This is a genomic window from Leisingera sp. ABM4_101, assembly GCF_056158725.1.
Genome location: NZ_JBSWTV010000002.1, coordinates 2458482 through 2480573, shown reverse-complemented (window position 1 = coordinate 2480573; position 22092 = coordinate 2458482). Strand labels below are relative to the sequence as shown.

Genomic DNA, 22092 nt, shown 5'->3' with positions numbered 1-22092 from the left:
GATGCACAGCACGGCCTTCAAGGAAATCGAACTGACGGATCGCAGCGGCGAGGACTTCGAGGGTTCAGCCGAGTTCTGCTGGACTGCTTCCCGCGTGCCGGCTGACCCGGAAACCGGTGAGGCCGGCGGCTGGGAGGTCTTCGCTTCCATCGCCTTCGCCCTGGTCGATGACATGCTCTACAGCCGCAATGAGCTGGCCCTGCGCTTTGGAAAAGCAGAGGTGACCCGCATCGAGGCCTATTTCGAGGAAGAGGCTTTCCCTGAGGAACTGGCCGAGTTCGAGAACATCTACGATGACGAGGGCGCCAAGTTTGACGCTGCCGCCCTCCTCCGCGCAGCTGAGCCGCTTTTGGCTATTGCGGCAGAGTGATTTTCATGAAACAAGTTAAACCCAAGGTTGAGCCACTCCTCAAGGAAGCAGGCTCGCCCCCGGCGGGCGCTACCAAGCGCCACCACTCACAACGAACGGCTCGCCGGGGGCTCGATCACAACTTCAGCACAAGCACATGGGCACACCCTGCCCTGCAGCGCCCGCGCCGCGGCCGCCACACCGCAATGCACGTCCTCTTCTGGGCCTGCATGGCAATCGGCGCCCTTTCCATCGGTGCCCAGCTAACCGGTCACGCCGAGACGCTGCGCACCATGTGGCATCAGACACCCTGAACCTCCCCAGACGGGCGCCTCCTGTCCTACGTCCTGGCGCCCTACTCACCCCCGGCGGCTGCATTGCCGCAACTCTGCGCCGCCGGGGGTCTTTTCCAAAGAAGCGAGACATGAACCAGTTTTCACCCGTCAAGCTGCACAACGCAGAGCAAGGCAGCGATGAATGGCACCAGCTGCGCTGCGGTGTGCTGACAGCCAGCGCAGTCAAAGAGATCGTGACGCCGACCCTCAAGCTGGCGGCAAACGACAAGACCCGCGCCCTGGCCAACAAGATCGCAGTGCAGCGCATCACCGGCATCCCGGAGGAAGATCCGTTCACCTCCGAGAAGATGCTGCGCGGCCATATCGACGAGGAAGTTGCCCGCGACCTCTATGCCAAGAAATACGCCAGCGTGATCGAGGTGGGTTTCATCACCAATGACCGCTTCCCGTACTTCGGCTACTCGCCTGACGGCCTGGTCGGCGCTGACGGGCTGATCGAGGTGAAGAGCCGCGACCCGCATCTGCACATCGCCAGCATCACCGCCCGCGAGCGCGGCGAAGGCATCCCCAAGGAATACATGGCCCAGGTGCAGGCCGGCCTGCTGCTGTCCGGCCGGGACTGGTGCGACTTCATCAGCTTCTCACACGGCCTTCCGATGATGGTGCATCGCGTCGTGCCGGATCCTGACTATCAGGCGGCCATTGCCGAGGCCGCCCGCGCCTTTGAGGAGAACGTGCAGGGTATCATCGCGGAATACCGCGCCGCCACAGCGAATGCCTCTGTCTACACCCCCACTGAACGTATCGACTATGAAGGGATGATCCTGTGACCTCTATTCTGCACACCATCGCCGCCAAGTCCGACCAGCTGAACGCCGATGACTTGATCGGTGGCGACCGCACTATCCGCGTGACTGGCGTAAGGGTGAACACCTCCGAAGACCAGCCCGTCTGGATCCAGTTCGAAGGCGACAACGGCAAGCCGTTCAAGCCATGCAAGACCATGCGTCGGCTGCTGATCCGCGTCTGGGGTGACGACAGCTCCGCTTACATCGGCCGCTCCATGACGCTCTATCTCGATCCCGATGTGAAGTACGGCGGCATGAAGGTCGGCGGCATCCGCATCTCGCACCTTTCGCACATGGAGGCGCCGCAGTCGTTCTTTCTCGCCGAAACGCGGGGCAAGAAGAAGCAGCACACGGTCACGCCGCTGGCAGCACCTCAAGTGCAGCAGATGCCCGCCGAGCCGACTGCCGAGGAAATCAACGCCGTCCTGCAGGATGCTGAAAAAGCAGCGAAACACGGCAAGGCTGCTTTCACCGCCTGGTGGAACAGCGAGAAGGTCAAAGCCAACGACAACTGGGCGCGCAAAGTCGTCAACGGCCTGCTGCCCGGCACCGAGATCAAGCTCGACGCGCTGCAGAAGATGGCAGTGCAGGCCGACCTGGCCGCGGCTGAGGATGACGACGCGGTGACCGAGGATGATCCGTTCAGCACCAACGAGCAGGCCGCGTAATGGACAAGACTCCCGATATCCTGCTGATCAAAACGCCGGGCGGCCTTGAGTCCTACGGCCGGCACAGCGCGCCGATGCTGGAGGATCTGGTGCTCGGCCAGGTTCTGACGGCCAAGCCCCGCAAGGGCCGCGGCCTGCCCCGGAACTCCGCCTACTGGGCGGGCCTGCACACCGCCATAGAGCATTGCGACGTCTGGCCGACGACTGAGCGCCTGCACGCCGACCTCAAGAAATACTGCGGCTATGTCGACGAGTATTTCAGCCCTCTGACCGGGCAATGGGAGATCCGCGTGCAGTCCACAGCTTTCAGCAAGATGAACGAGAGCGAGTTCGCCCAGTACTTCCGCAAGGCGCAGCTGCGGTTCATTTCGGAGATGGGCTTTGACCCGTGGCTAAAGGTGGCGAAATGAACATCATGAACCGCGGCCCGCTTGGCCTCAAGCAGCTCAAGGCCAAACCGAACCCGGAGCATTTACGCAAAGTACGCGCCCTACCCTGCTGTATTTGCGAAGCTTTCGGGTTCACTCAGCTTTCGCCGACCACAGCCCATCACCCGATCTGCGAGCGCCACGGCAACGAGCGCGTACCGGATCACGAAGCCATCCCGCTGTGCGACGGCCACCACCAGGGCGACTTTGACACAACCAAGATCGCCATCCACCGCGACCGCGCGCTCTGGGTCGAATGGTACGGCTCAGACCGCGACTGGATCGCCGCCACCCAGGATCGCATCAACGCTGCGCCCTGACAGCAACCGGGCACCCGAACCAGCATGAAGCAGCCGCACCCCGCGGCCTGCCAGAAACCTGCCAGACCTGGTTCACTCTCTTTGCCGCAATACCCGCCCGGTTGCTTTCAAGACGCAGTTTAAACCCACTCTCCCGGAGGAAAAATGCCGAGCTGGGCCTATTACAACGAATTCGACCCAGGCGCCGCTGAATGGCTCCGGGAGCTAATAAAGGCAGGCCTGATTGCACCAGGCGAGGTAGACGAGAGGAGCATCTTGGATGTTCGAGCAGATGAACTTTCTGGATTTGCTCAATGCCACTTCTTCGCCGGCATTGGGGGATGGTCCTGCGCCCTGCGGCGCGCCGGATGGCCTGACGATCGAGCCGTCTGGACCGGGTCGCCACCCTGCCAGCCATTCAGTGTTGCCGGAAGAGGTGACGGCAGAGACGACGAGCGTCACCTTGCCCCCCATTTTATCAGACTGGTGCGGGACGCCCGCCCCCCAGTGCTGTTTGGCGAGCAGGTCGCAAGCTCGGCGGTCTTCGGAAAGGCTGCAGGAGCGTCTAAACGAGGCCCTGCCCGCCCGCCTGAGTGGGCGTGGTTCGACGATCTATCGGATCGCCTGGAAGCAGCACACTACGCCGTTGGGGCGTCGGATATCCCGGCTGCGGGCGTCGGCGCGCCGCACATCCGCCAAAGAACCTTTTTCGGGGCCTACGATCTGCGACCTGCCGCAGGTCGGATGGTCAACGGCTTCAGCGCGCGACTGGAAGGACACTGGCGGAATGGCGGAGACCGGGACAAACCCGGACGGCTCGACACGCAATCGAATGGATCAGCTTGGGCGGCAAGTGCATCTGGCGGGCTGGCCGACCTGCACGGCAACGGATGCGATCAAAGGCGGCAATGTCTCTCCGCGCCCGGGGATGATGGGGCTGTCAGAGACGGCACCTCTCAGCGGCTGGCCGACACCGGCGGCGCAGGAGTTCGAGGTAAAAGACGTCAACCGAATGTTGGAGCGCAGGAGCGAGTGCAGGCGGAAGGGTTACAACGGGAACGGCTTCGGAATGACCCTAGGCATGACAGTGATGGCCGAGCTTCACGAGAACCCGCAGCCAGCCCGCTTAACGGCTTCTGGGGAACTTCTGACTGGCTGTTCTGCCGGGATGGAAAGTGGCGGCCAGCTGAACCCGGAACACTCCCGCTGGCTCATGGGGTATCCGGTCGAGTGGGGCTCCTGCGGGGCTACGGCAATGCAATTAGTCCGCAGCCGGCGGAAGAATACATCAGGGCGTTCCAAAGCGTGATGCCGCAGTTCACCAAAACCAACAATATTGGGGAAGCATTATGATTGAGTTCATCGCAGGAATGGCCATCGGCGCTGGAAGCCTTATCGCCTTCGCCCTTGCGCCCCGACGCAAGCCAACCGCGCCGCCAGCTCCCACCACGCCGACCCGGGCACAGCTGGAGGCAGCAATCCGTATTGCGCAGACGAACCTGAGCCTCCTCGAAAGCCGGAACCAGTTCGACCCATCGGGCGCCAGGCAGGCTGGAAAGGCCCTGGAGCGCATGGAGCAAGCGCTGGCCGTGCCCGCTTCAGCAGAAGCTCGAAACGCCGCACTACAGGAGGTGAAATAGATGGGAAAGCATGAGCCGGCAGCCTTTCGGGAAGCCAACGCTGCTGCGTATCTCGATCTGTCCGTTTCCCGCTTCCGCAAGCTGGTGAGCAGCGGCGCACTGCCGCGGCCCGTCCGGCTGGCCGATGGCGTGGAGCGCTGGCGCACGGATGATCTCCGGGCCATTCTGAGCGGTGAAGCCGCCCGACCTGCCGAGGATTTCGAGCTGTGAGAAAGCCTGCCAAGCCCAGGATAACCAAGCCGCACCTGGCGTGGAAATGGAACAAGCGCCGCGACGTTTGGGAGCCATACCACCGGATCACATGGACCGAGGGCGGCAAGCGCCGGGAGCGCGCTGTGAAACTGGACTGGCAGGGCGATGCGGAGCGCCTGGATGCGCTTTATTGGGAATGCGCGGCAGGTAAGCACGAGAAACAGCAAGCGCCGGCCAAACACACATGGCGCGCGCTGATAGACGCCTGGCGCAAAGACCCACGGGTGCAAGGCAAGCTGTCCGAGGGCACGAAAAAGACATACCGGCGCGACATGGAGGGCATTCTTGAGAAGAATGCCAACAAGGACGTGCGCCGCACTACCAAGGCAGCCATTCGCGCCGCCCATGCCAAGCTGTCAGAGACGCCGCGCAAGGCTGATCGCTTCCTGCAAACCGTCAGCCTCCTGTGGAACTATGGCGCACACAAGCTGGATTGGCCCCTTGGCGACAACCCGACGAAGGGCGTTGACCACTACGGCAAACAGCGCGAATACGAGCCGTGGCCGCAGTGGATGGTGGACAAGCTGGATGAAGCTCCAGAGGACGTGCGCACCGCTGCAATCCTGATCCTGAACACCGGCCAGCGTCCGAATGCCGCAATCACCATGAAATTCTCGGACTTCGACGGCGACTGGATGAGTGTTCTCGATGAAAAGAACGACGAGCGGATGGAGGTCTATTGCCCGGCAGATCTGCGCACTTTCATCGCCTCAGCGCCGCGCAAAGGCGCCTATGTGCTGGCGAAGAACCTGACGCAGCCGCGGGGCTACTGGGCCGTTTCCAAAGCGTTCCGGGCGTGGCGGGACAATCTTGGGCCGAAGGCCGCGAAATACGTGCTGCACGGCCTGCGCAAGCTGGCGATCATCAGGCTTGCAGAAGCGGGCTGCAGTGACGCCGAGATCCAGGCTGTGACGAACCAGAGCGCCGAAATGGTCGCCTATTATCGCGCCCGCGCCAGCCGCAAGGCCCTGTCCCGATCCGCCCAGCAGCGCCGGACATAGCGCGAGACCAGAACAGGAACAGAACGTGACTGTGGGAGTAAGGTGTGGGAGTCGCGCAATTCCGCAGAAAACCCCAACCGCAAGAAATCAAGCTTTTCCCTTTGAAATCAATGGTGCCCGCGGCCGGACTCGAACCGGCACGGCCATACGGCCAGGAGATTTTAAGTCTCCGGTGTCTACCATTCCACCACGCGGGCACCTTGCATCGCCACAGGATGCCTAGCCGCAGGTCTAGCGTTCTGTTTTCTGGCGGACAATCGGTAATTGGCGCCGGCCAGGAATTTTCCCGAACACCGGGCAGCACTACAACTCTGTGCCGCCGCCCGCTTTTGGCGACAGAGGGCCGCCCGGCGCCGCCAGATGACGTTCCGGCAGCCAGGGATTCAGAGCCAACGCTTCGGCAAGGGCGGTGCGGGCCTCCTCGATCCGGGACAGCCCGTAGAGCGACAGTGCCCGGCCGCTCATCGCCGCAATATGGCGCGGCGACAGTTCCAGTGCCCGGTCGAGATCCTTTAGCGCCGCCGCAAAATCCCGGGTCAGGTAATGCACAAAGGCGCGCTGATTGTATCCTTCGGCATAGTCCGGGCAATAGGCGATCAGTTGGTTAAAGTCTTCCAGCGCCCCCAGAAAATCAAAGGCCGACCGCCGTGTCATGCCGCGGTTCAGGATTTCCTGAGCCAGTTCATCCGGCGCATCGGCCCAATATTCCCACATCCGGCTTGATATATCGCGCGCCTGGGCCTCTGTTTCGGCCGCCTGAACGTCAGCCAGCAGCCCCTCCAGCGGCGCGCTGTGATCCGGGGCGGCAGGGCAGCCGGGCGGCCAAGGCGGAAACCGGGAGGGCAAAGGCCAGGCAAAGGCCAAGGCGGTGCGGGGCACGGGGCAGGACATAAACCATGCCTCCTATGCTGGCAGATTTGCTGGCTGGATCAAGTCAACTGGCCTTGCAGTTGCCCGGCGGCAGCTACAGCGGGGCCAGCGCCCCGTCTTCCTTCACAGCTTCCATCGCCACATAGGTGGAGGTGGACGCCACATGCGGTAGAGAGGAAATCTTCTCTCCCAGCACGGCGCGGTAATCGGTCATAGAGCGGGTCCGCACCTTGAGCAGGTAGTCGAAGTGCGAAGCCATCATATGCGCCTGCTCAATCTCCGGCAGCTTGGCGACCGCCGCGTTGAACTTGGCCAGAGCGGCTTCCCGGGTATCGTCCAGCTTCACCTCGACAAAGGCCACGTGATCCAGCCCCAGCCGGATCGGGTCCACCAAGGCGCGGTAGCCGGTAATAATACCTTCAGCCTCCAGCCGTCTGACCCTGGTTTGGGTCGGGGTTTTGGACAGGCCGATCCTGCGGGCCAGATCCGCAAAGGAGATCCGTCCGTCCTCCGCCAGGACATTCAGAATCGCACGGTCGAAACTGTCGATACCGGAAAAGCTCATATGGACTGCCATTTCTTGTAATTTTTCTAGGTTCAAACTGCATATCTCATATTTTCGGGCGAATGTCCCGAATGAAAGGGTGTACTCTTAACAAAAGCCCTGCACGCATTCTGTGGAGTTCCCTGCATGACCGCTCAAACCAAACTGCGCTACCGGATTGACGCCGGCACTTATGCCGATCCAGCCGCGATGCGCGATCATCTGGTGGCCCAGGCCGCCCTCACCGATGCAGACCGCGCCAAGATCTGTTCCAACGCCGCCGCGCTGGTACGCGACATCCGCGGCCATTCGGCACCGGGTCTGATGGAGGTGTTCCTTGCGGAATACGGCCTCTCGACCGATGAAGGTGTGGCACTTATGTGCCTGGCCGAGGCACTGCTGCGGGTGCCGGACGCCGACACCATCGATGCGCTGATCGAAGACAAGATCGCGCCCTCGGACTGGGGCAAGCACCTGGGCAAATCCACCTCTTCGCTGGTCAATGCCTCGACCTGGGCGCTGATGCTGACCGGCAAGGTTCTGGACGAGGAACGCAGCCCGATCGGCGCCCTGCGCGGTGCCATCAAACGGCTGGGCGAGCCGGTGATCCGCACTGCCGTCAGCCGTGCGATGAAGGAAATGGGGCGCCAGTTCGTGCTGGGTGAGAGCATCGAAAGTGCCATGGACCGCGCCGCGGGGATGGAGGCCAAGGGCTATACCTACTCCTATGACATGCTGGGCGAGGCTGCCCGTACCGAAGCCGACGCCGCCCGCTATCATCTGGCCTATTCCAAGGCGATCTCGGCCATTGCTGCGGCCTGCAACAGCGACAACATCCGCAAGAACCCGGGCATTTCGGTGAAACTCTCAGCCCTGCACCCGCGCTATGAGCTGGCGCAGGAAGAGAGCGTGATGGAACATCTGGTGCCGCGGCTGAAGGCGCTGGCTCTCTTGGCCAAGGCCGCAAAGATGGGCCTTAACGTCGACGCCGAGGAGGCCGACCGCCTGTCGCTGTCGCTGGAGGTGATCGACGCGGTTGTTTCTGACCCGGCGCTGTCGGGCTGGGACGGTTTTGGCGTGGTGGTGCAGGCCTATGGCCCCCGCACCGGCCTGGCGATTGATGCCTTGCATGAGATGGCCGAAAAATACGACCGCCGCTTTATGGTGCGTCTGGTGAAAGGCGCCTATTGGGATACCGAGATCAAGCGCGCCCAGGTCGAGGGTGTCGACGGTTTCCCGGTCTTCACCTCCAAGCCGCTGACCGATGTGTCCTATATCTCCAACGCCCGCAAGCTCTTGGGCCTGACAGACCGGATCTATCCGCAGTTTGCCACCCACAACGCGCACACCGTGTCGGCCATCCTGCATATGGCTGACGGCATCGGCAATGAGCGGTACGAGTTCCAGCGCCTGCACGGCATGGGCGAAACCCTGCACCAGATGGTGCTGGAGCAGAACAAGACCAACTGCCGGATTTATGCGCCCGTTGGCGCCCATCGCGACCTGCTGGCCTATCTGGTGCGCCGGTTGCTGGAGAATGGCGCCAACTCATCCTTTGTAAACCAGATCGTGGATGACAATGTCTCGCCCGACATCGTGGCCGCTGATCCGTTTGCGGCTGTCGCAGACATCACCCGCAAAATCCCGACAGGGCCGGAGCTTTATGCACCGGAACGTCCGAACTCCAAAGGTTTTGACCTTGGCCATGCTCCGACGCTGGTGCGGATTGAAGAGTCGCGCGCGCCCTGGCGCAGCCACCAATGGCAGGCCGCGCCGCTGCTGGCAGGCGACGCCCAGCCCGAAGCCGCGAAGGACGTGACCAGCCCCGCCGATCACAGCACCGTTGGCACCGTCAGCCAGTGCAGCCCCGAGGACATCGAGCTGGCTCTGGCGCTGGCCGACCCCTGGGATGCTCCGGCGGCAGAACGCGCGGCGATCCTGAACAAGGCCGCCGATCTCTATGAGGAAAACTATGGCGAGCTGTTTGCCATCCTCGCCCGCGAAGCCGGCAAGACCATCCCCGATGCCGTAGCTGAGCTGCGCGAGGCAGTGGATTTCATGCGCTACTATGCCGCCCGTATCCCCAGCGATCCGCCTGCGGGCATCTTCTCCTGCATCTCGCCGTGGAACTTCCCGCTGGCAATCTTCACCGGCCAAGTCTCAGCCGCGTTGGCCGCAGGCAACGCGGTGCTGGCCAAACCCGCCGACCAGACGCCTCTGATCGCCCACCGTGCCGTGCAGCTGATGCATGAGGCAGGCGTGCCGCGCAGTGCGATGCAGCTGGTGCCGGGCCGCGGCAGCGTGGTTGGTGCCGCCATCACCTCTGACCCGCGGGTCAATGGTGTCGCCTTCACAGGCTCCACCGCCACGGCCATGCGCATCCGCAAGGCAATGGCCGACAACCTGCAGCCAGGCGCACCGCTGATTGCGGAGACCGGCGGGTTGAATGCGATGATCGTCGATTCCACCGCCCTGCCGGAACAGACGGTGCAGTCGGTGATCGAAAGCGCCTTTCAATCGGCCGGCCAGCGCTGTTCGGCGCTGCGCTGCCTCTACCTGCAGGACGACATTGCCGACAACGTGCTAACGATGCTGAAAGGGGCGATGGACTGCCTGCATCTGGATGATCCCTGGCACCTGTCCACCGACAGCGGCCCGGTCATCGACGAGAGCGCCCGGGCGGGCATCCTGGCCCATGTCGCCAAGGCCCGCGCCGAGGGCCGCGTACTCAAGGAAATGCGCGCGCCGCAAGGCGGGACCTTTGTAGCCCCCACGATGATCGAAGTGCCCGGCATCGGCGCCTTGGAAGAGGAAATCTTTGGCCCGGTCCTGCATGTGGCACGGTTCAAATCCCAAGAACTGGACCAGGTGATTTCCGACATCAATACGACCGGTTATGGCCTCACCTTCGGGCTGCACACCCGGATCGACGACCGCGTGCAGCATGTCTGCGACCGGGTGCATGCAGGCAACATCTATGTGAACCGCAACCAGATCGGCGCCATTGTCGGCAGCCAGCCGTTTGGCGGCGAGGGCCTGTCCGGCACCGGACCCAAGGCGGGCGGCCCCTACTATCTCAGCCGTTTCTGCGCGCCCGACCGGCAGCAGAGCAGCGCCCAGTGGGAAACCACCTTTGCCGAGCTGCCGGGCACCAGCGGCGTGCCTGCGCGGCCGGTGACCACCTCCCTGCCCGGCCCGACCGGTGAATCCAACCGCCTGACGGTCTCTGCCCGTCCGCCGATCCTGTGTATGGGACCTGGGCCGGAAGCGGCAGCCGAACAAGCCAAGGAGGTCATCAGCCTGGGCGGCACCGCGATCGAGGCGCATGGGCATTTCGACCTGCACCGGCTGGAGGCGATCCAGGGCATTGCCGGCGTGCTGTGGTGGGGCGATGCGGCCACCGGCCGTGAAATCGAGCAGTGGCTGGCCAAGCGCGACGGCCCCATCATCCCGCTGATCCCAGGCAAACCCGACCGCGCCCGCGTCCTGGCAGAACGCCACGTCTGCGTCGACACCACTGCCTCAGGCGGCAACGCGCAACTGCTAGGCGGTATGGCCTGAGCTTTCAGCGCTAAGCACTTGACGCTGGGCCATTTCCGGCCCAGCGTTTCTCCATGTTTCCGATCCGTGACCACAACCCGTCCGGCCGCACGCCCTATGTCGTCTATGCGCTGATGGCGGTGAATGTCCTGGCTTATGTCTATTACACGGCCAGTTATGACTCCCCCCGCGCTTTGGCCTATTTCTATGACGCCTATGCGGTGGTGCCAGCCGAGGTAAGCCATGGTTACGGCTATGAAACCTTGTTCACCTCCATGTTCATCCATGCAGGGCTGATGCACTTGGGCGGCAACATGCTGTTCCTGTGGATCTTCGGCGACAACCTGGAGGATGAGATGGGCCATATGCCTTTCCTCCTGTTCTACCTCATCAGCGGCATCGGCGCCGGGCTGATCCATGTACTGTCAGCGCCTGGATCAATGGTGCCGACAGTCGGTGCCTCCGGCGCCATTGCTGGCGTCATGGGCGGTTACCTCCTGATGTTCCCCAAGGCGCGTGTCGATATCCTGCTGGTGCTGATCATCTATTTCCGCATCTTCACCATCCCTGCCTTTGTCATGCTGGGCGTCTGGCTGGCGATGCAGTTTTTCGGCGGCCTCGGCGCCGATCCAGATCAGGGCGGCGTCGCCTATTGGGCCCATGCAGGCGGTTTTGCGGTAGGGCTGATCCTGTGCCTGCCCCTGTGGCTGCGCCGCGGCGGCCCGGCGTTCTGGAACCGGACCCAAGGCATCCCGCCGCATCCGGAGAACGAGTACGAATTCTCTGCCAGCCGCATCCCGAAACTGCCCCGCAAAAAGCGCAATCCGGGGCCTTGGGGGAAATGATGCTGCACCGGCTCCCGCTGAATGGTGCAAAAGCACGAAAAAAGAGCAGCCTGCGAAACCTTTTAAACAAGCAACTGGTTAACAAGCAGGCCACTCTCCCCCGAAGGCTTTCGGGGTATTGAAATGGTAGGGCTGTGCCAGAGAATTTTGCGGGGAATTATTGTTTTCATTAATCAGCTTTGATCAGCCTGCAAGCAAATGGGAGAGTTGCAAATGAGCCGCTTGAAAGCCACCTGCCACTGCGGCGCCGTTGAGATCGAGGCGGATTTTCCGGATGGCCTTGCCTCTGCCGCGCGCTGCGACTGTTCCTTTTGCCGCCGTCGCGGGGCGGCCGCTGTCACCGCCATTGCCGCCAGCCTGAAAGTGCTGAATGGGGCGGAGAACCTCAGCCTCTACACCTGGGGCACCCATACGGCAAAACACTACTTCTGTAAGACCTGCGGCATCTACACCCACCACCAGCGCCGATCTGACCCGACGGAATGCGGCGTCAACCTGGGCTGCATCGAAGGCGCCAATCCGCGGACGCACGTAGAAACTTATGGCGAGCTTCCCTTGAACGACGGGGTGAACCATCCGTCCGATCAGTAGTTTAACACGCAGAGGGCAGCGCCCGATCCTCAGGGTGGATGCGAAAGCGCCCTCCCCGTGGGGAAGAGACGGGCGCTGCCCGGCCTATCGGCCAGGCGAAACCGATAAACGCGACCCAAGGGCCGCGTTTCAAATGCTTCAGATTTTCGGGACTTGATCAGCCGCGGATCACTTTGGCGAAGTTCTCGAAGATCGGCTCGTTCGAGCACACAACCGAGCCGCTGTCGATGATGCCCGCCTCCGGGTCGATTGCCTCAGCCAGGCCGCCGGCCTCTTTCACGATGATGATGCCCGCAGCCAGGTCCCAGGCGTTCAGGCGGCGCTCCCAGAAGCCCTCATACCGGCCCGCGGCCACATAGGCCATGTCCAGCGCGGCAGAACCCCAGCGGCGCACGCCGGCACAGGCGGGCATCAGGCGGGCCAGGTCCTGCAGGGTCAGCGGCAGGTCGGCGCGGCCGCCAAACGGCACGCCGGTGGCAAAAATGGATTCAATCATCCGGTGACGGCCCGACACACGGATACGGGTGTCGTTCATCCAGGCACCCGCGCCTTTTTCGGCAAAAAACATCTCATCCTTGGCGGCGTCATAGATTACGCCCGCGACGATTTTGCCCTTGTGCTCCAGCGCGATGGAAATCGCCCAGTGCGGCAGCCCGTGCAGAAAGTTGGTGGTGCCGTCCAGCGGATCGACAATCCAGCGGCGGGTCGGGTCTTCGCCCTCGATCTCGCCGCCTTCTTCTGCAATCCAGCCGTAGGTCGGGCGGGCATTGCGCAGCTCTTCCTTGATGATCTTCTCGGCGGCGATGTCGGCCTTGGAGACAAAGTCGCCTGCACCTTTCATCGAGACCTGCAGGTTCTCCACTTCGCGGAAGTCTTTCACCAGGGAACGGCCTGCCTTGCGGGCGGCCTTGATCATCACATTGAGGTTTGCGCTGCCAATCATGTCTGCAGAATCCTGTCACGTCGGGGAGATGCCGGGTCAATGCGTGCCTATACGCGCCCTGCCCCCGAATGCCAAGGGGTTATGCCGCAAACTGCACATCCCGCCTGACGCCGCGGCGCGGGGCACGCGGGCGGTTGAAATCCGCCGCCGCCGCGCCCAGTGTTTGGTCAAATAGAACAAGGAGTGCCCCCATGCCCGACCAGATGCAGCGCATTGTGCTGGCCAGCCGCCCCGAGGCGCAGGCCAGCGATGAGAACTTCCGCCTGGAAACCGTGGATCAGCCGCAGCCCGGCGATGGCGAAGTGCTTGTAAAAGTTCACTATATGTCGTTGGACCCCTATATGCGCGGGCGCATGAACGCAGGCAAATCCTATGCCCCGCCGGTGGAGATCGGGGAAACCATGACGGCGGGCGGCGTTGGTGAGGTGGTTGCCTCGGGCAGCCCCGGCTTCCAGCCCGGCGACTTTGCCCTGGGCATGTTCGGCTGGGCTAGCCACGCCTGCGCCAAAGCCTCTGAATTGCGCAAGCTTGACCCGGAAATGGCACCGCTCACCACTGCGCTTGGCGTTCTCGGCATGCCGGGGTTTACCGCATGGCATGGCTTGGAGGCCTATGGCCGCCCGCAGGCCGGCGAAACCCTGGTGGTTGCCGCGGCCACCGGCCCGGTTGGATCCATGGTCGGGCAACTGGCCAAGCAGAAGGGCCTGCGCGTCGTCGGCATCGCCGGCGGTGAAGACAAGTGCAAGCTGGCGGTGGAGACCTTCGGCTTTGACGCTTGCCTCGACCACCGCGCCTATGCCAGCGCTGAAGAACTAAGCAAGGCCCTCGCCGCGGAGTGTCCGAACGGCATCGACATCTACTACGAAAACGTCGGCGGCAAGGTGCTGGAAGCGGTGCTGCCCCTGATGAACAACTTCGGCCGCATCCCTGTCTGCGGCATGATTGCCTGGTACAACAGCGCTGAGACGGATCTGACAGCCCCAGCCATCTGGCGGGCGGTGCTGACCAAGTTCCTGTCCGTGAATGGCTTCATTGTCTTCAACCACTACGACCGCTACGGCGACTTTCTGCGCGAAACGGCACCCAAGATCGCCAGCGGAGATATCAAATATTTGGAGGATATCGCCGAGGGGCTTGAAAACGCCCCCAAGACCTTCCTGGCGATGATGCACGGCGGCAATACCGGCAAGCAGATCGTCAAACTGGTCTGAACCAGGCGCCGGCCTATGCCGGTGCACGCAACCCCGCGGAGCAGGATTTATTGATGCTGCAGCTTGCGCGCCTCGACCTTGGCCAGGCGGATCAGTTCCTGCATGAAAGGTTTCTCGCGGTCCTCCGTGCGGATTGCCGCATAGAGGCTGCGGGTGATGCCGGATTTGGTCAGCGGCCGGGTCACATAGTCTGAGGAATATTTTACCTCCCGCACGACCCAGTCCGGCAGCACCGACACCCCGCGGTTGGAGGCGACCAGCAAAAGGATCACCGCCGTCAGTTCCACCTGCCGGATTGATGCCGGCTCCACTCCCGCAGGAATCAGCAGCTGGCTGAACACATCCAGCCGGGTCTTTTCCACCGGGTAAGTGATCAGGTTCTGGGTGATGAAATCCTCGGCCTCCACGTAAGGTTTCTCTGCCAGCGGATGCTGGGAGGATGCGACAAAGACCGCGTTGTAATCAAACAGCTCGATGAACTCGACGCCATTGATGTCCTCCGGGTCGGACGAGACCACCAGATCCACCTCCTCCTTCAGCAGCGCAGGCAGTGCGTCAAAGGCCAGGCCCGGACGGATATCCACGTCCACATCACCCCAGTTCTTGCGGAACCCCTCCAGCACCGGGAACAGCCACTCGAAACAGGCATGGCATTCGATGGCGATATGCATGCGGCCCGTGTTGCCATCACGTAAGGAGGAAAATTCCGCTTGCGCCGCCTCGACTTGCGGCAAGACCTGCTCTGCCAGCCGCAACAGCCGCAAGCCGGCGGGCGACAGCTTCATCGGTTTGGAACGGCGGATGAACAGCTCCACCCCCGCCTGGTCTTCCAGCCCTTTCACCTGATGGCTCAGCGCGCTTTGGGTGATGTTCAGCTGATCCGCGGCCCGGGCCAGCCCGCCGGCCTCATGAATGGCCTTGATGGTGCGCAGGTGGCGGAATTCGATGTGCATCCTATCAGATCACTCATGTTGTTCTTGAGAATTATGAAATTGTCTCACAATGCTGCAGATGCAACAAGAGGCGAAATCAACCTAGCGAGAGACCCCGAGATGACGACGCCTAAGATTTCCTTTGAATTCTTCCCGCCGCAAACGCTCGAAGCCTCCTTCCGGCTTTGGGACACCGTGCAGGTCCTCGCTCCGATGGATCCGCGGTTTGTGTCCGTGACCTATGGCGCAGGCGGCACCACCCGCACGCTGACCCGGGATGCGGTGGCGACGCTGCACAATTCCTCCGGCCTGAACGTGGCTGCTCATCTCACCTGCGTGAATGCCTCCAAAGCAGAAACGCTGGAGATCGCCGACCAGTTTGCCGCAGCAGGCGTGACCGAGATCGTGGCCCTGCGCGGCGACCCGCCCAAGGGCGAAGGCAAGTTCATCCCGCACCCGGACGGGTTTGCGAATTCGGTTGAGCTGATCAAGGGCCTGAAGGCGCGCGGCAATTTCAACATCAAGGTCGGCGCCTATCCGGACCGCCACCCGGAGGCCGCCGATCAGTCGGCGGATGTGGAATGGCTGAAGCGGAAACTTGATGCGGGTGCCGATGAGGCACTGACCCAGTTCTTTTTCGAAGCCGAGACCTTCTTCCGCTTCCGCGACGCCTGTGAGAAGGCCGGGCTCGACGGAGCCAAACTGACGCCAGGCATTCTGCCGATTGAAAACTGGAAAGGCGCCCGCAACTTTGCCAAGCGCTGCGGCACGATCATCCCCGACTGGATCGAAAACGCCTTTGAAAAAGCGCTGCGCGACGACCGCGAGGAACTGCTGGCCACCGCGATTTGCACCGAACTGTGCTCGGACCTGATGGAAGGCGGTGTGGACAAGCTGCATTTCTACACACTGAACCGGCCGGAGCTGACCCGCGATGTCTGCTTTGCACTGGGCGTCACTCCCAAAGTGGCGCTATCGAACGTGGCGTAAGCATTGCACAAGACGGCGCGCGGCTTCTAATGGCCGGAGCTTCCCGCCAAGGACCCGCGCGCCATGTTCTACGCCAAACAACCCTCTGATCTGCTGACAATTGATCAGACCGCCCGGATTTCCGGCCTGGATTTCATGCAGGGGATCCTGGATGGCCGCCTGCCCGGCCCGCCGATTGCCGAAACCCTGGGCTATCACCTTCACAGCGTCGAAGACGGCCAAGTGGTATTCCGCGGCACGCCGGAGTTTCACGTCTGCAACCCAATGGGCACCGTGCATGGGGGCTGGTACGGAACGCTGCTGGATAGCGCCATGGCCTGCGCGGTGATGACCAAGGTGCCGCAGGGCTCGGTCTACACAACGCTGGAATACAAGATCAACATCCTCCGGCCGATCCCGCTGGGCACCGCGATCGATTGCACCGGCACCATCGACCATGTCGGCCGTTCCACCGGCGTGGCGCATGGCGAGTTGCGCGGAATTGAGGACGGACGGCTTTACGCCACCGGCTCTACCACCTGCATCGTGATGCAAATCGCGCCAAGTTGAGCACAGACGCGGCAACTGCGGTCTTGCCTGTGGCGGTTTTCCACTTAAGTATCTGCAAGAATATCAAAAACCGCAGAAAGTCTGGCCATGCCGCCAAGCAGTCTCGCCCGCGCCGCAACCGCCCGCATCCAAGTTCTGGCCCCTGCCAAAGAGCTTGATTTCCTGGACACCCAATCGCTGGTGCTGCCGGTTCAGGTCACCCCCCTGCAGGCCTGGAACATCATGCACAGGCAGCCCCTGCCCGGTATGAAACTGGCGTTCCGGCTGCGCGACGCCATTTCCGCCCTGTTTGGCGTCAGGCGGATCGGCGGCTTCTCCGGGCGTCAGCATCAAGATGTGGCGGTAGGCAGCAAGCTCGATTTCTTTTTGGTGGAAGCGGTATCGGACCAGGTGCTGACCCTCACAGTGCGGGACCGGCACCTGGACGTGATGACCTGTGTCACCTCCAACAGCGGCGTGCTGAGTATCACCTCATCGGTGAAGACACATAACCTGTTCGGCCGTTTCTACATGCTGCCGGTCCGCCCAGCGCATAAGCTGATCGTGTCGCTGTCTTTGAAGCGGTTGCAAAAGGAACTGCAGCAGCCTGGGGCCGCCATCCGGCAGCCCCGCCGCTGAGCGGCTTGGACAGATCAGCCTGACGGTGCCATCTGCAGCCTGGCCGGGCTTCAAGTCTTGGAGAACTTCGCCAGCCAGCCACCCGCTGCCGGACTGTCAGGCCTGCCCGCATCCACGCTGCTGTGCAAGCGTTCGCTGGTGTCGAGCCCGACGCGGCGGCGGCTGCGCAGCAAAAAGATCTTGCCCCAGCCGCGCCAGGTTCCGACCGACGGCGCGCCTGGGTCAACAGAAAACCGCATTCGCCAGTCCAACGGCAGCGGCAAGCCGCGGTCTTCGGCCTTTTCCAGCATCCAGACCAGCGGAATATTCGCCTTGGGCCTGGCCTCCTCAAACCCGCCAAGCTGGCCGCCCACATCGCCATGGGCTCCGCGGAACCAGACCTGCTCCACATGGCCGCCCCAATCCTTGGGGCAATCCCACAGAACCGGTTTGAACACATCCCGCGTCTCATCCAAGGCCAGGGCGTGATACCCGCTTTTGACGTGATGGCCCAGGTGATGGTTATGGAAACTATGCCGGTTCTCCGCCCAGCGCCACAACAGCGGCAAACGCAAACCCAGTGCCTTGACCGTATCCCAAACGCCAACCATTTCGATCTCTACCTCGTTGTGGCAGTAGGCGGCGGTAAAGGCGGCGCCCGTCTTGGAGCGCCCGTTCAGCCGGTAATGCCGGTAGGCGGTGCGGATATGACGGACCGTGGCATGTTCCGGTTTCAACAGACCGATGCGGTCAATCACACCGGCCAGGGAGCGCACCGCATAGGCGCCGCGGGAATATCCAAACAGATAGATCCTGTCGCCGGGCCTGTAGCGGGAAGCAAGGTAGCCATAGGCGCGACGGATCTGCCGGTTGATGCCGCGCCCCATCATCACATCCGGCGCGCTGCCCCAACCCTTCCACTGCACCCCGGATTCATAGAATACCGAAACCTGTGCGCCGGTTTCCCGGCACAGGCGGAACAACTGGCCCGCATGGGTTTCATGCCCTTCCTCAAGCGTCGACATAGTGCCGTCGAGGATGATCACATGGGCCTGCGGCCCGCGCAGCTTGGTTTCGCCGGAATGCTCCGAGCGCAGCGGCCGTCCAAGCCACCCTAGAACCCTATTGCTCAGCTGCTTCAGAAACATCCCTAAGCACTTCCCAAATCCTCAGCGGTGTGAACGGCATGTCCACCTGCCGCACGCCGCGGTCCCAGACCGCGTCCTGCACCGCGTTTGCAACTGCTGCCAGCGCACCAACGGTGCCCGCCTCGCCGCAACCCTTCATCCCCATCGGGTTCTGTGTCGAAGGCACCGGCTCGGAGGTGAATCCAATCATGGGGACGCCGCTGGCCCGCGGCAAGGCATAGTCCATGAACGAAGCCGTGAGCAGCTGCCCGTCCTCATCATAGACAACCCGCTCCAGCATGGCCTGTCCCAGCCCCTGCGCCACCCCGCCGTGCACTTGGCCTTCGGCCAGCATCGGGTTGATCAGATTACCGAAATCGTCAACTACAGTGTAGCGCTCCACGTCCGCTTGCCCAGTCTCCGGATCAATAACAATTTCGGCAATATGTGCGCCATTTGGAAACGAGCGCCCCGGCAGCCGGGCCCGCGCCCCGTGACGCTGCAGGTCAGTGCGGCCTTGCACGCGGGCCAGCTCAGCCGCTTCCAGCAAGGTGGGGGTCAAGTTGGATCCCGGCGCCCGGAAGGTATCTCCGTCAAACTCCACTGCATCCGCGTCCACCCCCATCTCCTGCGCCAGAAAAGGTGTGAAGGCGGCAATCATGGTTTCCACTGCCGCCAGCGTCGCGTTGGCCTGGGTGGTGACAGAGCGCGACCCGCCGGTGCCGCCGCCCTGGGCGATACGGTCGCTGTCGCCTTGGACCACCTGGATATTCTCCGCTGGGATACCGCTCTGGTCGGCAAGGAACTGCGCATAGACGGTTTCATGCCCCTGCCCGTTGCTTTGCGTGCCGACATAGATGTTCACCCGGCCATCCTCCAGAAATTCCACTTCCGCGCCTTCTGAAGGATCGCCCAAAATGCTTTCGATATAGTAACAGACCCCGACGCCCCGGTACTTGCCGCGTTTACCATTTTCCGCGCGGCGGGCCGCGAATCCCTTCAGATCCGCCACTTCGGCGGCACGGCTCAGCACCTTATCGAAATCGCCCACGTCATAGGTCTCTCCGGTCACCGTGCCATAAGGAAAGGCCGCAGGCTTGATGAAGTTCCGCCGCCTCAGCTCCAGCGGATCAACGCCTAGCTCGCGTGCAGCGCGGTCCATTACCCGCTCCAGTACATAGATCGCCTCGGGCCGCCCGGCGCCGCGGTAGGCGTCCACCTGAGTGGTGTTCGTATAGATCCCCTCCACCTGCAGCCAGGCGGTCTGGATGTCATAGACGCCGGCCAGCACCCGGCTGAACAGCTGGGTCTGGATCGGCTGCCCGAAATGGGAGTTATAGGCGCCCAAGTTGCAGCGGGTCGAGACCCTGTAAGCGGTGATCTTGAGGTCCTCGTCAAAAGCCAGCTCTGCCAGCGAAGTCAGATCGCGGCCGCCATTGTCGCTCAGCATTGCCTCCGAGCGGTCCGACATCCAGAACACCGGGCGGCTCAACACGGTGGCGGCATGGGCCACAGCAAAGTACTCCGGGTAGGCAAAGGCTTTCATGCCGAAGCCTCCGCCGACATCGGGCGTTGTGACCTTTATGTCCTCCTCGTCCAGCCCCATCTTGGCGGCCAGCTGGGATTTCATGCCCCAGACACCCTGGCCGCCGAAGGTGAAGTGCAGCCGCCCCTGCTGCCATTCGGCGAAGCAGCCGCGCGGCTCCATGGTGCTGACCATGATCCGGTTGTCCTCGACCTGCAGCGCGACGGTATGGGCGGCGGTGCGAAAGGCCTCAGCCGTCGCCGACTCATCCCCCATGCCCCAGTCGAACGCCTTGTTGTCCGGCACGCTGCTGTGCAAGGCCTCACCGCCGGGCATCAGGTCCAACTTGACCGGCAAGTCGTCGATCTCCAGTTCGATCAGTTCGCCCGCATCGCGGGCCTGATCCAGTGTCTCGGCGACAACCACAGCGACCGGCTCGCCGACATAGCGCACCCGGTCGCGGGCCAGCATGGGACGTTCGGGGGAGGCGCCGTCTGAGCCATCCCGGTTCTTGACGGTAGTGCCATCCATGGAGACGTTGATGCCAGCAGCAACAAGGTCCGCCAGGGTGATCACCGCATGGACGCCGTCGGCCTCCAGCGCATCTTCCGTGTGCAGCGCCGTGATCATCCCGTGCGCCACCGGGCTGCGCAGCACCCACGCGCGTAAGGCATCCGCCGGGGCAGCATCTTCGATGTAGTTGCCTTGCCCGGTCAGGAATTTGACATCCTCGACCCGTTTTACCTGCTGGCTTTTCCCAAACTTGTCCATGCTCGCCCCTTGTCCGTGCTGGCTGGCTTCAGGGGGCCGAGAGTACCCTTAGCTGGCCGGTTGTCCAGCCAGCTCAATCACCGTCGCCACGTCACTGAGGCCGTAGCCGTTGAACTGCGTGCTCATGGCAGAGGAATAGGCGCCAAGCCCCGGGAACAGGACATAGTCGCCAGTGGCCGCATCACAGGGCAGCGGCAAACCATCCGGCAGCCGGTCCAGGCTGTCGCAGGTGGGGCCGAACACCACCCGCGGCTTGCGCTCGCCCCTGCGGTGCTTGCCGTCAGCGCCGACAACCTCAACCCTACCCGGCAGGCCCATGTCCCGGATATCAACCAGCCCGCCATAGATGCCGTCATTGAGGAACACCACCTCCCCCGCCTTGCGAACCCCCTTAATACGGGCGGCCAGGGTAAAGCTCTCAGAGACCATGGCCCGGCCCGGCTCGCAGATCAGCATGGGCTTGTCAGCGCCAAAGGCTGCATCAGCCGCCGCACCGATGGCCGCAAAGACCTTCTCAAGATCCGGCGCCACGCCATCGCGGTTGGCGGCAAAGCCGCCGCCGACGTTCAGCCGGGAGATCTGCACGCCAGCCTCGTCAATGATCCGCTTGGCGGCATGGACGTATTCGACCCAGGCGCTTTCATCCTCGCATTGGGTGCCGGGGTGGAAACACAGCGCCGGAGTCCAGCCGCGGGCGGCAACCTGTTTCAGAAGTTCGACGGCCTCCTCGGGGGCAGCACCGAACTTACTGCCAAAGTCATAAGCCGCGCCCGCCACCGGCAGGGCAAAGCGGACGGCGATTTCACAGGAGCGCGGCACGGCGTCCAGCTTCTCCAGCTCGCTCAGTTCATCAACCGACCAGCTGGCGACGCCGTGTTCGATGCCGGCTTCGATCTCCGCCTCTGAGCGCATCGGGTTGTTGTAGTGCATGACCGCGTCGGGGCTGGCGGCGCGCACCGCCTCCATTTCCGCGGGCGAAGCCACGTCAAACGCCGTGATCCCCGCGGCCACCAGATTGGACAGAACCGCCGGATGCGGGTTTGCCTTCACCGCATAGGTCACCAGCCCCGGAAACCCCTCCCGGAACCGCCGCGCCACCTCATGCAGGACCCGCGGCGAGAAATACAGGATCGGATGATCCGGCGCGCTGCGGGCCAGGTGGGATTCAGGCGAAAGCCAAAGCGGAGGAATCTGCTGCATCGGGTAACCCTCATTCGTTTTACATATTTTGCGTGAAATGATCGTCGATTTTGGCCGGCATATTTCCTACAGTGAC

At 62.7% G+C, this 22092-nt stretch carries 24 protein-coding genes, 1 tRNA gene and 1 pseudogene; 17 read left to right on the top strand and 9 right to left on the bottom strand.

Annotated features, from left to right (window positions below):
• The first annotated feature begins 1 nt into the window (after window position 1).
• The 5 genes from ACXAEK_RS13265 (at window position 2) to ACXAEK_RS13245 (ending at window position 2909) form a co-directional block, all read left to right on the top strand.
• A complete protein-coding gene (locus ACXAEK_RS13265; RefSeq protein ID WP_475042556.1) occupies window positions 2-370 on the top strand; it encodes a hypothetical protein in 369 nt (122 codons plus the stop codon).
• 403 nt (window positions 371-773) lie between these two features.
• Window positions 774-1475: a lambda exonuclease family protein gene (locus ACXAEK_RS13260; protein WP_475042555.1), complete on the top strand. Its 702-nt coding sequence runs from the start codon at window positions 774-776 to the stop codon at window positions 1473-1475.
• Window positions 1472-2161 (top strand): hypothetical protein, encoded by a 690-nt coding sequence (locus ACXAEK_RS13255; RefSeq protein ID WP_475042553.1) that lies wholly within the window; start codon window positions 1472-1474, stop codon window positions 2159-2161. The genes ACXAEK_RS13260 and ACXAEK_RS13255 overlap by 4 nt, the downstream gene beginning before the upstream one ends.
• The gene (locus ACXAEK_RS13250) at window positions 2161-2571 is read left to right on the top strand and encodes a hypothetical protein (RefSeq protein WP_475042552.1); all 411 of its coding nucleotides are present in this window, start codon (window positions 2161-2163) and stop codon (window positions 2569-2571) included. Before ACXAEK_RS13255 ends, ACXAEK_RS13250 begins: the two co-directional genes overlap by 1 nt.
• Window positions 2568-2909, top strand: coding sequence for a hypothetical protein (locus ACXAEK_RS13245; RefSeq protein ID WP_475042550.1), 342 nt, complete (start codon window positions 2568-2570; stop codon window positions 2907-2909). The genes ACXAEK_RS13250 and ACXAEK_RS13245 overlap by 4 nt, the downstream gene beginning before the upstream one ends.
• 204 nt (window positions 2910-3113) lie before the next feature.
• On the opposite strand, the gene ACXAEK_RS13240 is transcribed toward ACXAEK_RS13245, so the two are convergent.
• Entirely contained in the window at window positions 3114-3350 is a 237-nt protein-coding gene (locus ACXAEK_RS13240) for a hypothetical protein (RefSeq protein WP_475045351.1), read from the bottom strand.
• On the opposite strand from ACXAEK_RS13240, the pseudogene ACXAEK_RS13235 reads away from it, so the two are divergent.
• The 5 genes and pseudogenes from ACXAEK_RS13235 to ACXAEK_RS13215 all read left to right on the top strand — a co-directional run.
• Window positions 3243-3545: pseudogene (locus ACXAEK_RS13235) on the top strand (DNA cytosine methyltransferase); the annotation flags it as partial. The gene ACXAEK_RS13240 and the pseudogene ACXAEK_RS13235 sit on opposite strands and share 108 nt — an antisense overlap.
• 130 nt (window positions 3546-3675) lie before the next feature.
• Window positions 3676-4197 (top strand): hypothetical protein, encoded by a 522-nt coding sequence (locus tag ACXAEK_RS13230; RefSeq protein ID WP_475045349.1) that lies wholly within the window; start codon window positions 3676-3678, stop codon window positions 4195-4197.
• A gap of 40 nt (window positions 4198-4237) precedes the next feature.
• On the top strand, window positions 4238-4528 hold the full coding sequence (locus ACXAEK_RS13225; RefSeq protein ID WP_475042549.1) for a hypothetical protein: 291 nt from the start codon (window positions 4238-4240) through the stop codon (window positions 4526-4528).
• Complete coding sequence (locus tag ACXAEK_RS13220) at window positions 4529-4738, top strand: helix-turn-helix transcriptional regulator (protein ID WP_475042547.1); 210 nt, start codon at window positions 4529-4531, stop codon at window positions 4736-4738.
• Window positions 4735-5781, top strand: a complete 1047-nt coding sequence (locus tag ACXAEK_RS13215; RefSeq protein ID WP_475042546.1) for a tyrosine-type recombinase/integrase — start codon at window positions 4735-4737, stop codon at window positions 5779-5781. The genes ACXAEK_RS13220 and ACXAEK_RS13215 overlap by 4 nt, the downstream gene beginning before the upstream one ends.
• Before the next feature lie 111 nt (window positions 5782-5892).
• Here the strand turns inward: ACXAEK_RS13215 and ACXAEK_RS13210 are convergent.
• From ACXAEK_RS13210 to ACXAEK_RS13200, 3 genes are all read right to left on the bottom strand, one after another.
• Window positions 5893-5978, bottom strand: a tRNA-Leu gene (locus tag ACXAEK_RS13210).
• Between the two features lie 106 nt (window positions 5979-6084).
• The gene (locus ACXAEK_RS13205; RefSeq protein WP_475042544.1) at window positions 6085-6672 is read right to left on the bottom strand and encodes a tetratricopeptide repeat protein; all 588 of its coding nucleotides are present in this window, start codon (window positions 6670-6672) and stop codon (window positions 6085-6087) included.
• Between the two features lie 73 nt (window positions 6673-6745).
• Window positions 6746-7216 (bottom strand): Lrp/AsnC family transcriptional regulator, encoded by a 471-nt coding sequence (locus ACXAEK_RS13200; protein ID WP_475042542.1) that lies wholly within the window; start codon window positions 7214-7216, stop codon window positions 6746-6748.
• A gap of 126 nt (window positions 7217-7342) precedes the next feature.
• Here ACXAEK_RS13200 and putA point away from each other — a divergent pair, with 126 nt between their 5' ends.
• From putA to ACXAEK_RS13185, 3 genes are all read left to right on the top strand, one after another.
• Window positions 7343-10756, top strand: coding sequence for a bifunctional proline dehydrogenase/L-glutamate gamma-semialdehyde dehydrogenase PutA (gene putA, locus ACXAEK_RS13195; protein ID WP_475042541.1), 3414 nt, complete (start codon window positions 7343-7345; stop codon window positions 10754-10756).
• Between the two features lie 53 nt (window positions 10757-10809).
• The gene (locus tag ACXAEK_RS13190) at window positions 10810-11580 is read left to right on the top strand and encodes a rhomboid family intramembrane serine protease (protein ID WP_475042540.1); all 771 of its coding nucleotides are present in this window, start codon (window positions 10810-10812) and stop codon (window positions 11578-11580) included.
• 213 nt (window positions 11581-11793) lie between these two features.
• Window positions 11794-12171, top strand: coding sequence for a GFA family protein (locus ACXAEK_RS13185; RefSeq protein ID WP_475042538.1), 378 nt, complete (start codon window positions 11794-11796; stop codon window positions 12169-12171).
• A gap of 157 nt (window positions 12172-12328) precedes the next feature.
• On the opposite strand, the gene ACXAEK_RS13180 is transcribed toward ACXAEK_RS13185, so the two are convergent.
• The gene (locus ACXAEK_RS13180) at window positions 12329-13114 is read right to left on the bottom strand and encodes an inositol monophosphatase family protein (RefSeq protein WP_475042537.1); all 786 of its coding nucleotides are present in this window, start codon (window positions 13112-13114) and stop codon (window positions 12329-12331) included.
• 191 nt (window positions 13115-13305) lie between these two features.
• Between ACXAEK_RS13180 and ACXAEK_RS13175 the strand changes: the two genes are divergently transcribed.
• Window positions 13306-14325: an NADP-dependent oxidoreductase gene (locus tag ACXAEK_RS13175; protein WP_475042536.1), complete on the top strand. Its 1020-nt coding sequence runs from the start codon at window positions 13306-13308 to the stop codon at window positions 14323-14325.
• Window positions 14326-14372: 47 nt separating this feature from the next.
• On the opposite strand, the gene ACXAEK_RS13170 is transcribed toward ACXAEK_RS13175, so the two are convergent.
• On the bottom strand, window positions 14373-15278 hold the full coding sequence (locus tag ACXAEK_RS13170) for a LysR family transcriptional regulator (RefSeq protein ID WP_475042534.1): 906 nt from the start codon (window positions 15276-15278) through the stop codon (window positions 14373-14375).
• A gap of 99 nt (window positions 15279-15377) precedes the next feature.
• Here ACXAEK_RS13170 and metF point away from each other — a divergent pair, with 99 nt between their 5' ends.
• The 3 genes from metF to ACXAEK_RS13155 all read left to right on the top strand — a co-directional run bounded on the left by metF (window position 15378) and on the right by ACXAEK_RS13155 (window position 17414).
• The gene (gene metF / locus ACXAEK_RS13165) at window positions 15378-16247 is read left to right on the top strand and encodes a methylenetetrahydrofolate reductase [NAD(P)H] (RefSeq protein WP_475042532.1); all 870 of its coding nucleotides are present in this window, start codon (window positions 15378-15380) and stop codon (window positions 16245-16247) included.
• 63 nt (window positions 16248-16310) lie between these two features.
• A complete protein-coding gene (locus ACXAEK_RS13160; RefSeq protein WP_475042530.1) occupies window positions 16311-16796 on the top strand; it encodes a PaaI family thioesterase in 486 nt (161 codons plus the stop codon).
• A gap of 87 nt (window positions 16797-16883) precedes the next feature.
• Window positions 16884-17414, top strand: a complete 531-nt coding sequence (locus tag ACXAEK_RS13155) for a DUF2867 domain-containing protein (protein WP_475042528.1) — start codon at window positions 16884-16886, stop codon at window positions 17412-17414.
• Window positions 17415-17464: 50 nt separating this feature from the next.
• On the opposite strand, the gene ACXAEK_RS13150 is transcribed toward ACXAEK_RS13155, so the two are convergent.
• Genes ACXAEK_RS13150 through ACXAEK_RS13140 form a run of 3 tightly spaced genes read right to left on the bottom strand, consistent with a single transcriptional unit; the run spans window position 17465 to window position 22016 of the window.
• Window positions 17465-18541, bottom strand: coding sequence for a DUF2235 domain-containing protein (locus ACXAEK_RS13150; protein ID WP_475042527.1), 1077 nt, complete (start codon window positions 18539-18541; stop codon window positions 17465-17467).
• The gene (locus ACXAEK_RS13145; RefSeq protein ID WP_475042525.1) at window positions 18516-20816 is read right to left on the bottom strand and encodes a xanthine dehydrogenase family protein molybdopterin-binding subunit; all 2301 of its coding nucleotides are present in this window, start codon (window positions 20814-20816) and stop codon (window positions 18516-18518) included. The genes ACXAEK_RS13150 and ACXAEK_RS13145 overlap by 26 nt, the downstream gene beginning before the upstream one ends.
• Before the next feature lie 48 nt (window positions 20817-20864).
• Window positions 20865-22016 carry a type III PLP-dependent enzyme gene (locus ACXAEK_RS13140; protein WP_475042524.1) on the bottom strand — a complete coding sequence of 384 codons (1152 nt, stop codon included), beginning with the start codon at window positions 22014-22016 and terminating at the stop codon, window positions 20865-20867.
• Between the last annotated feature and the right edge of the window lie 76 nt (window positions 22017-22092).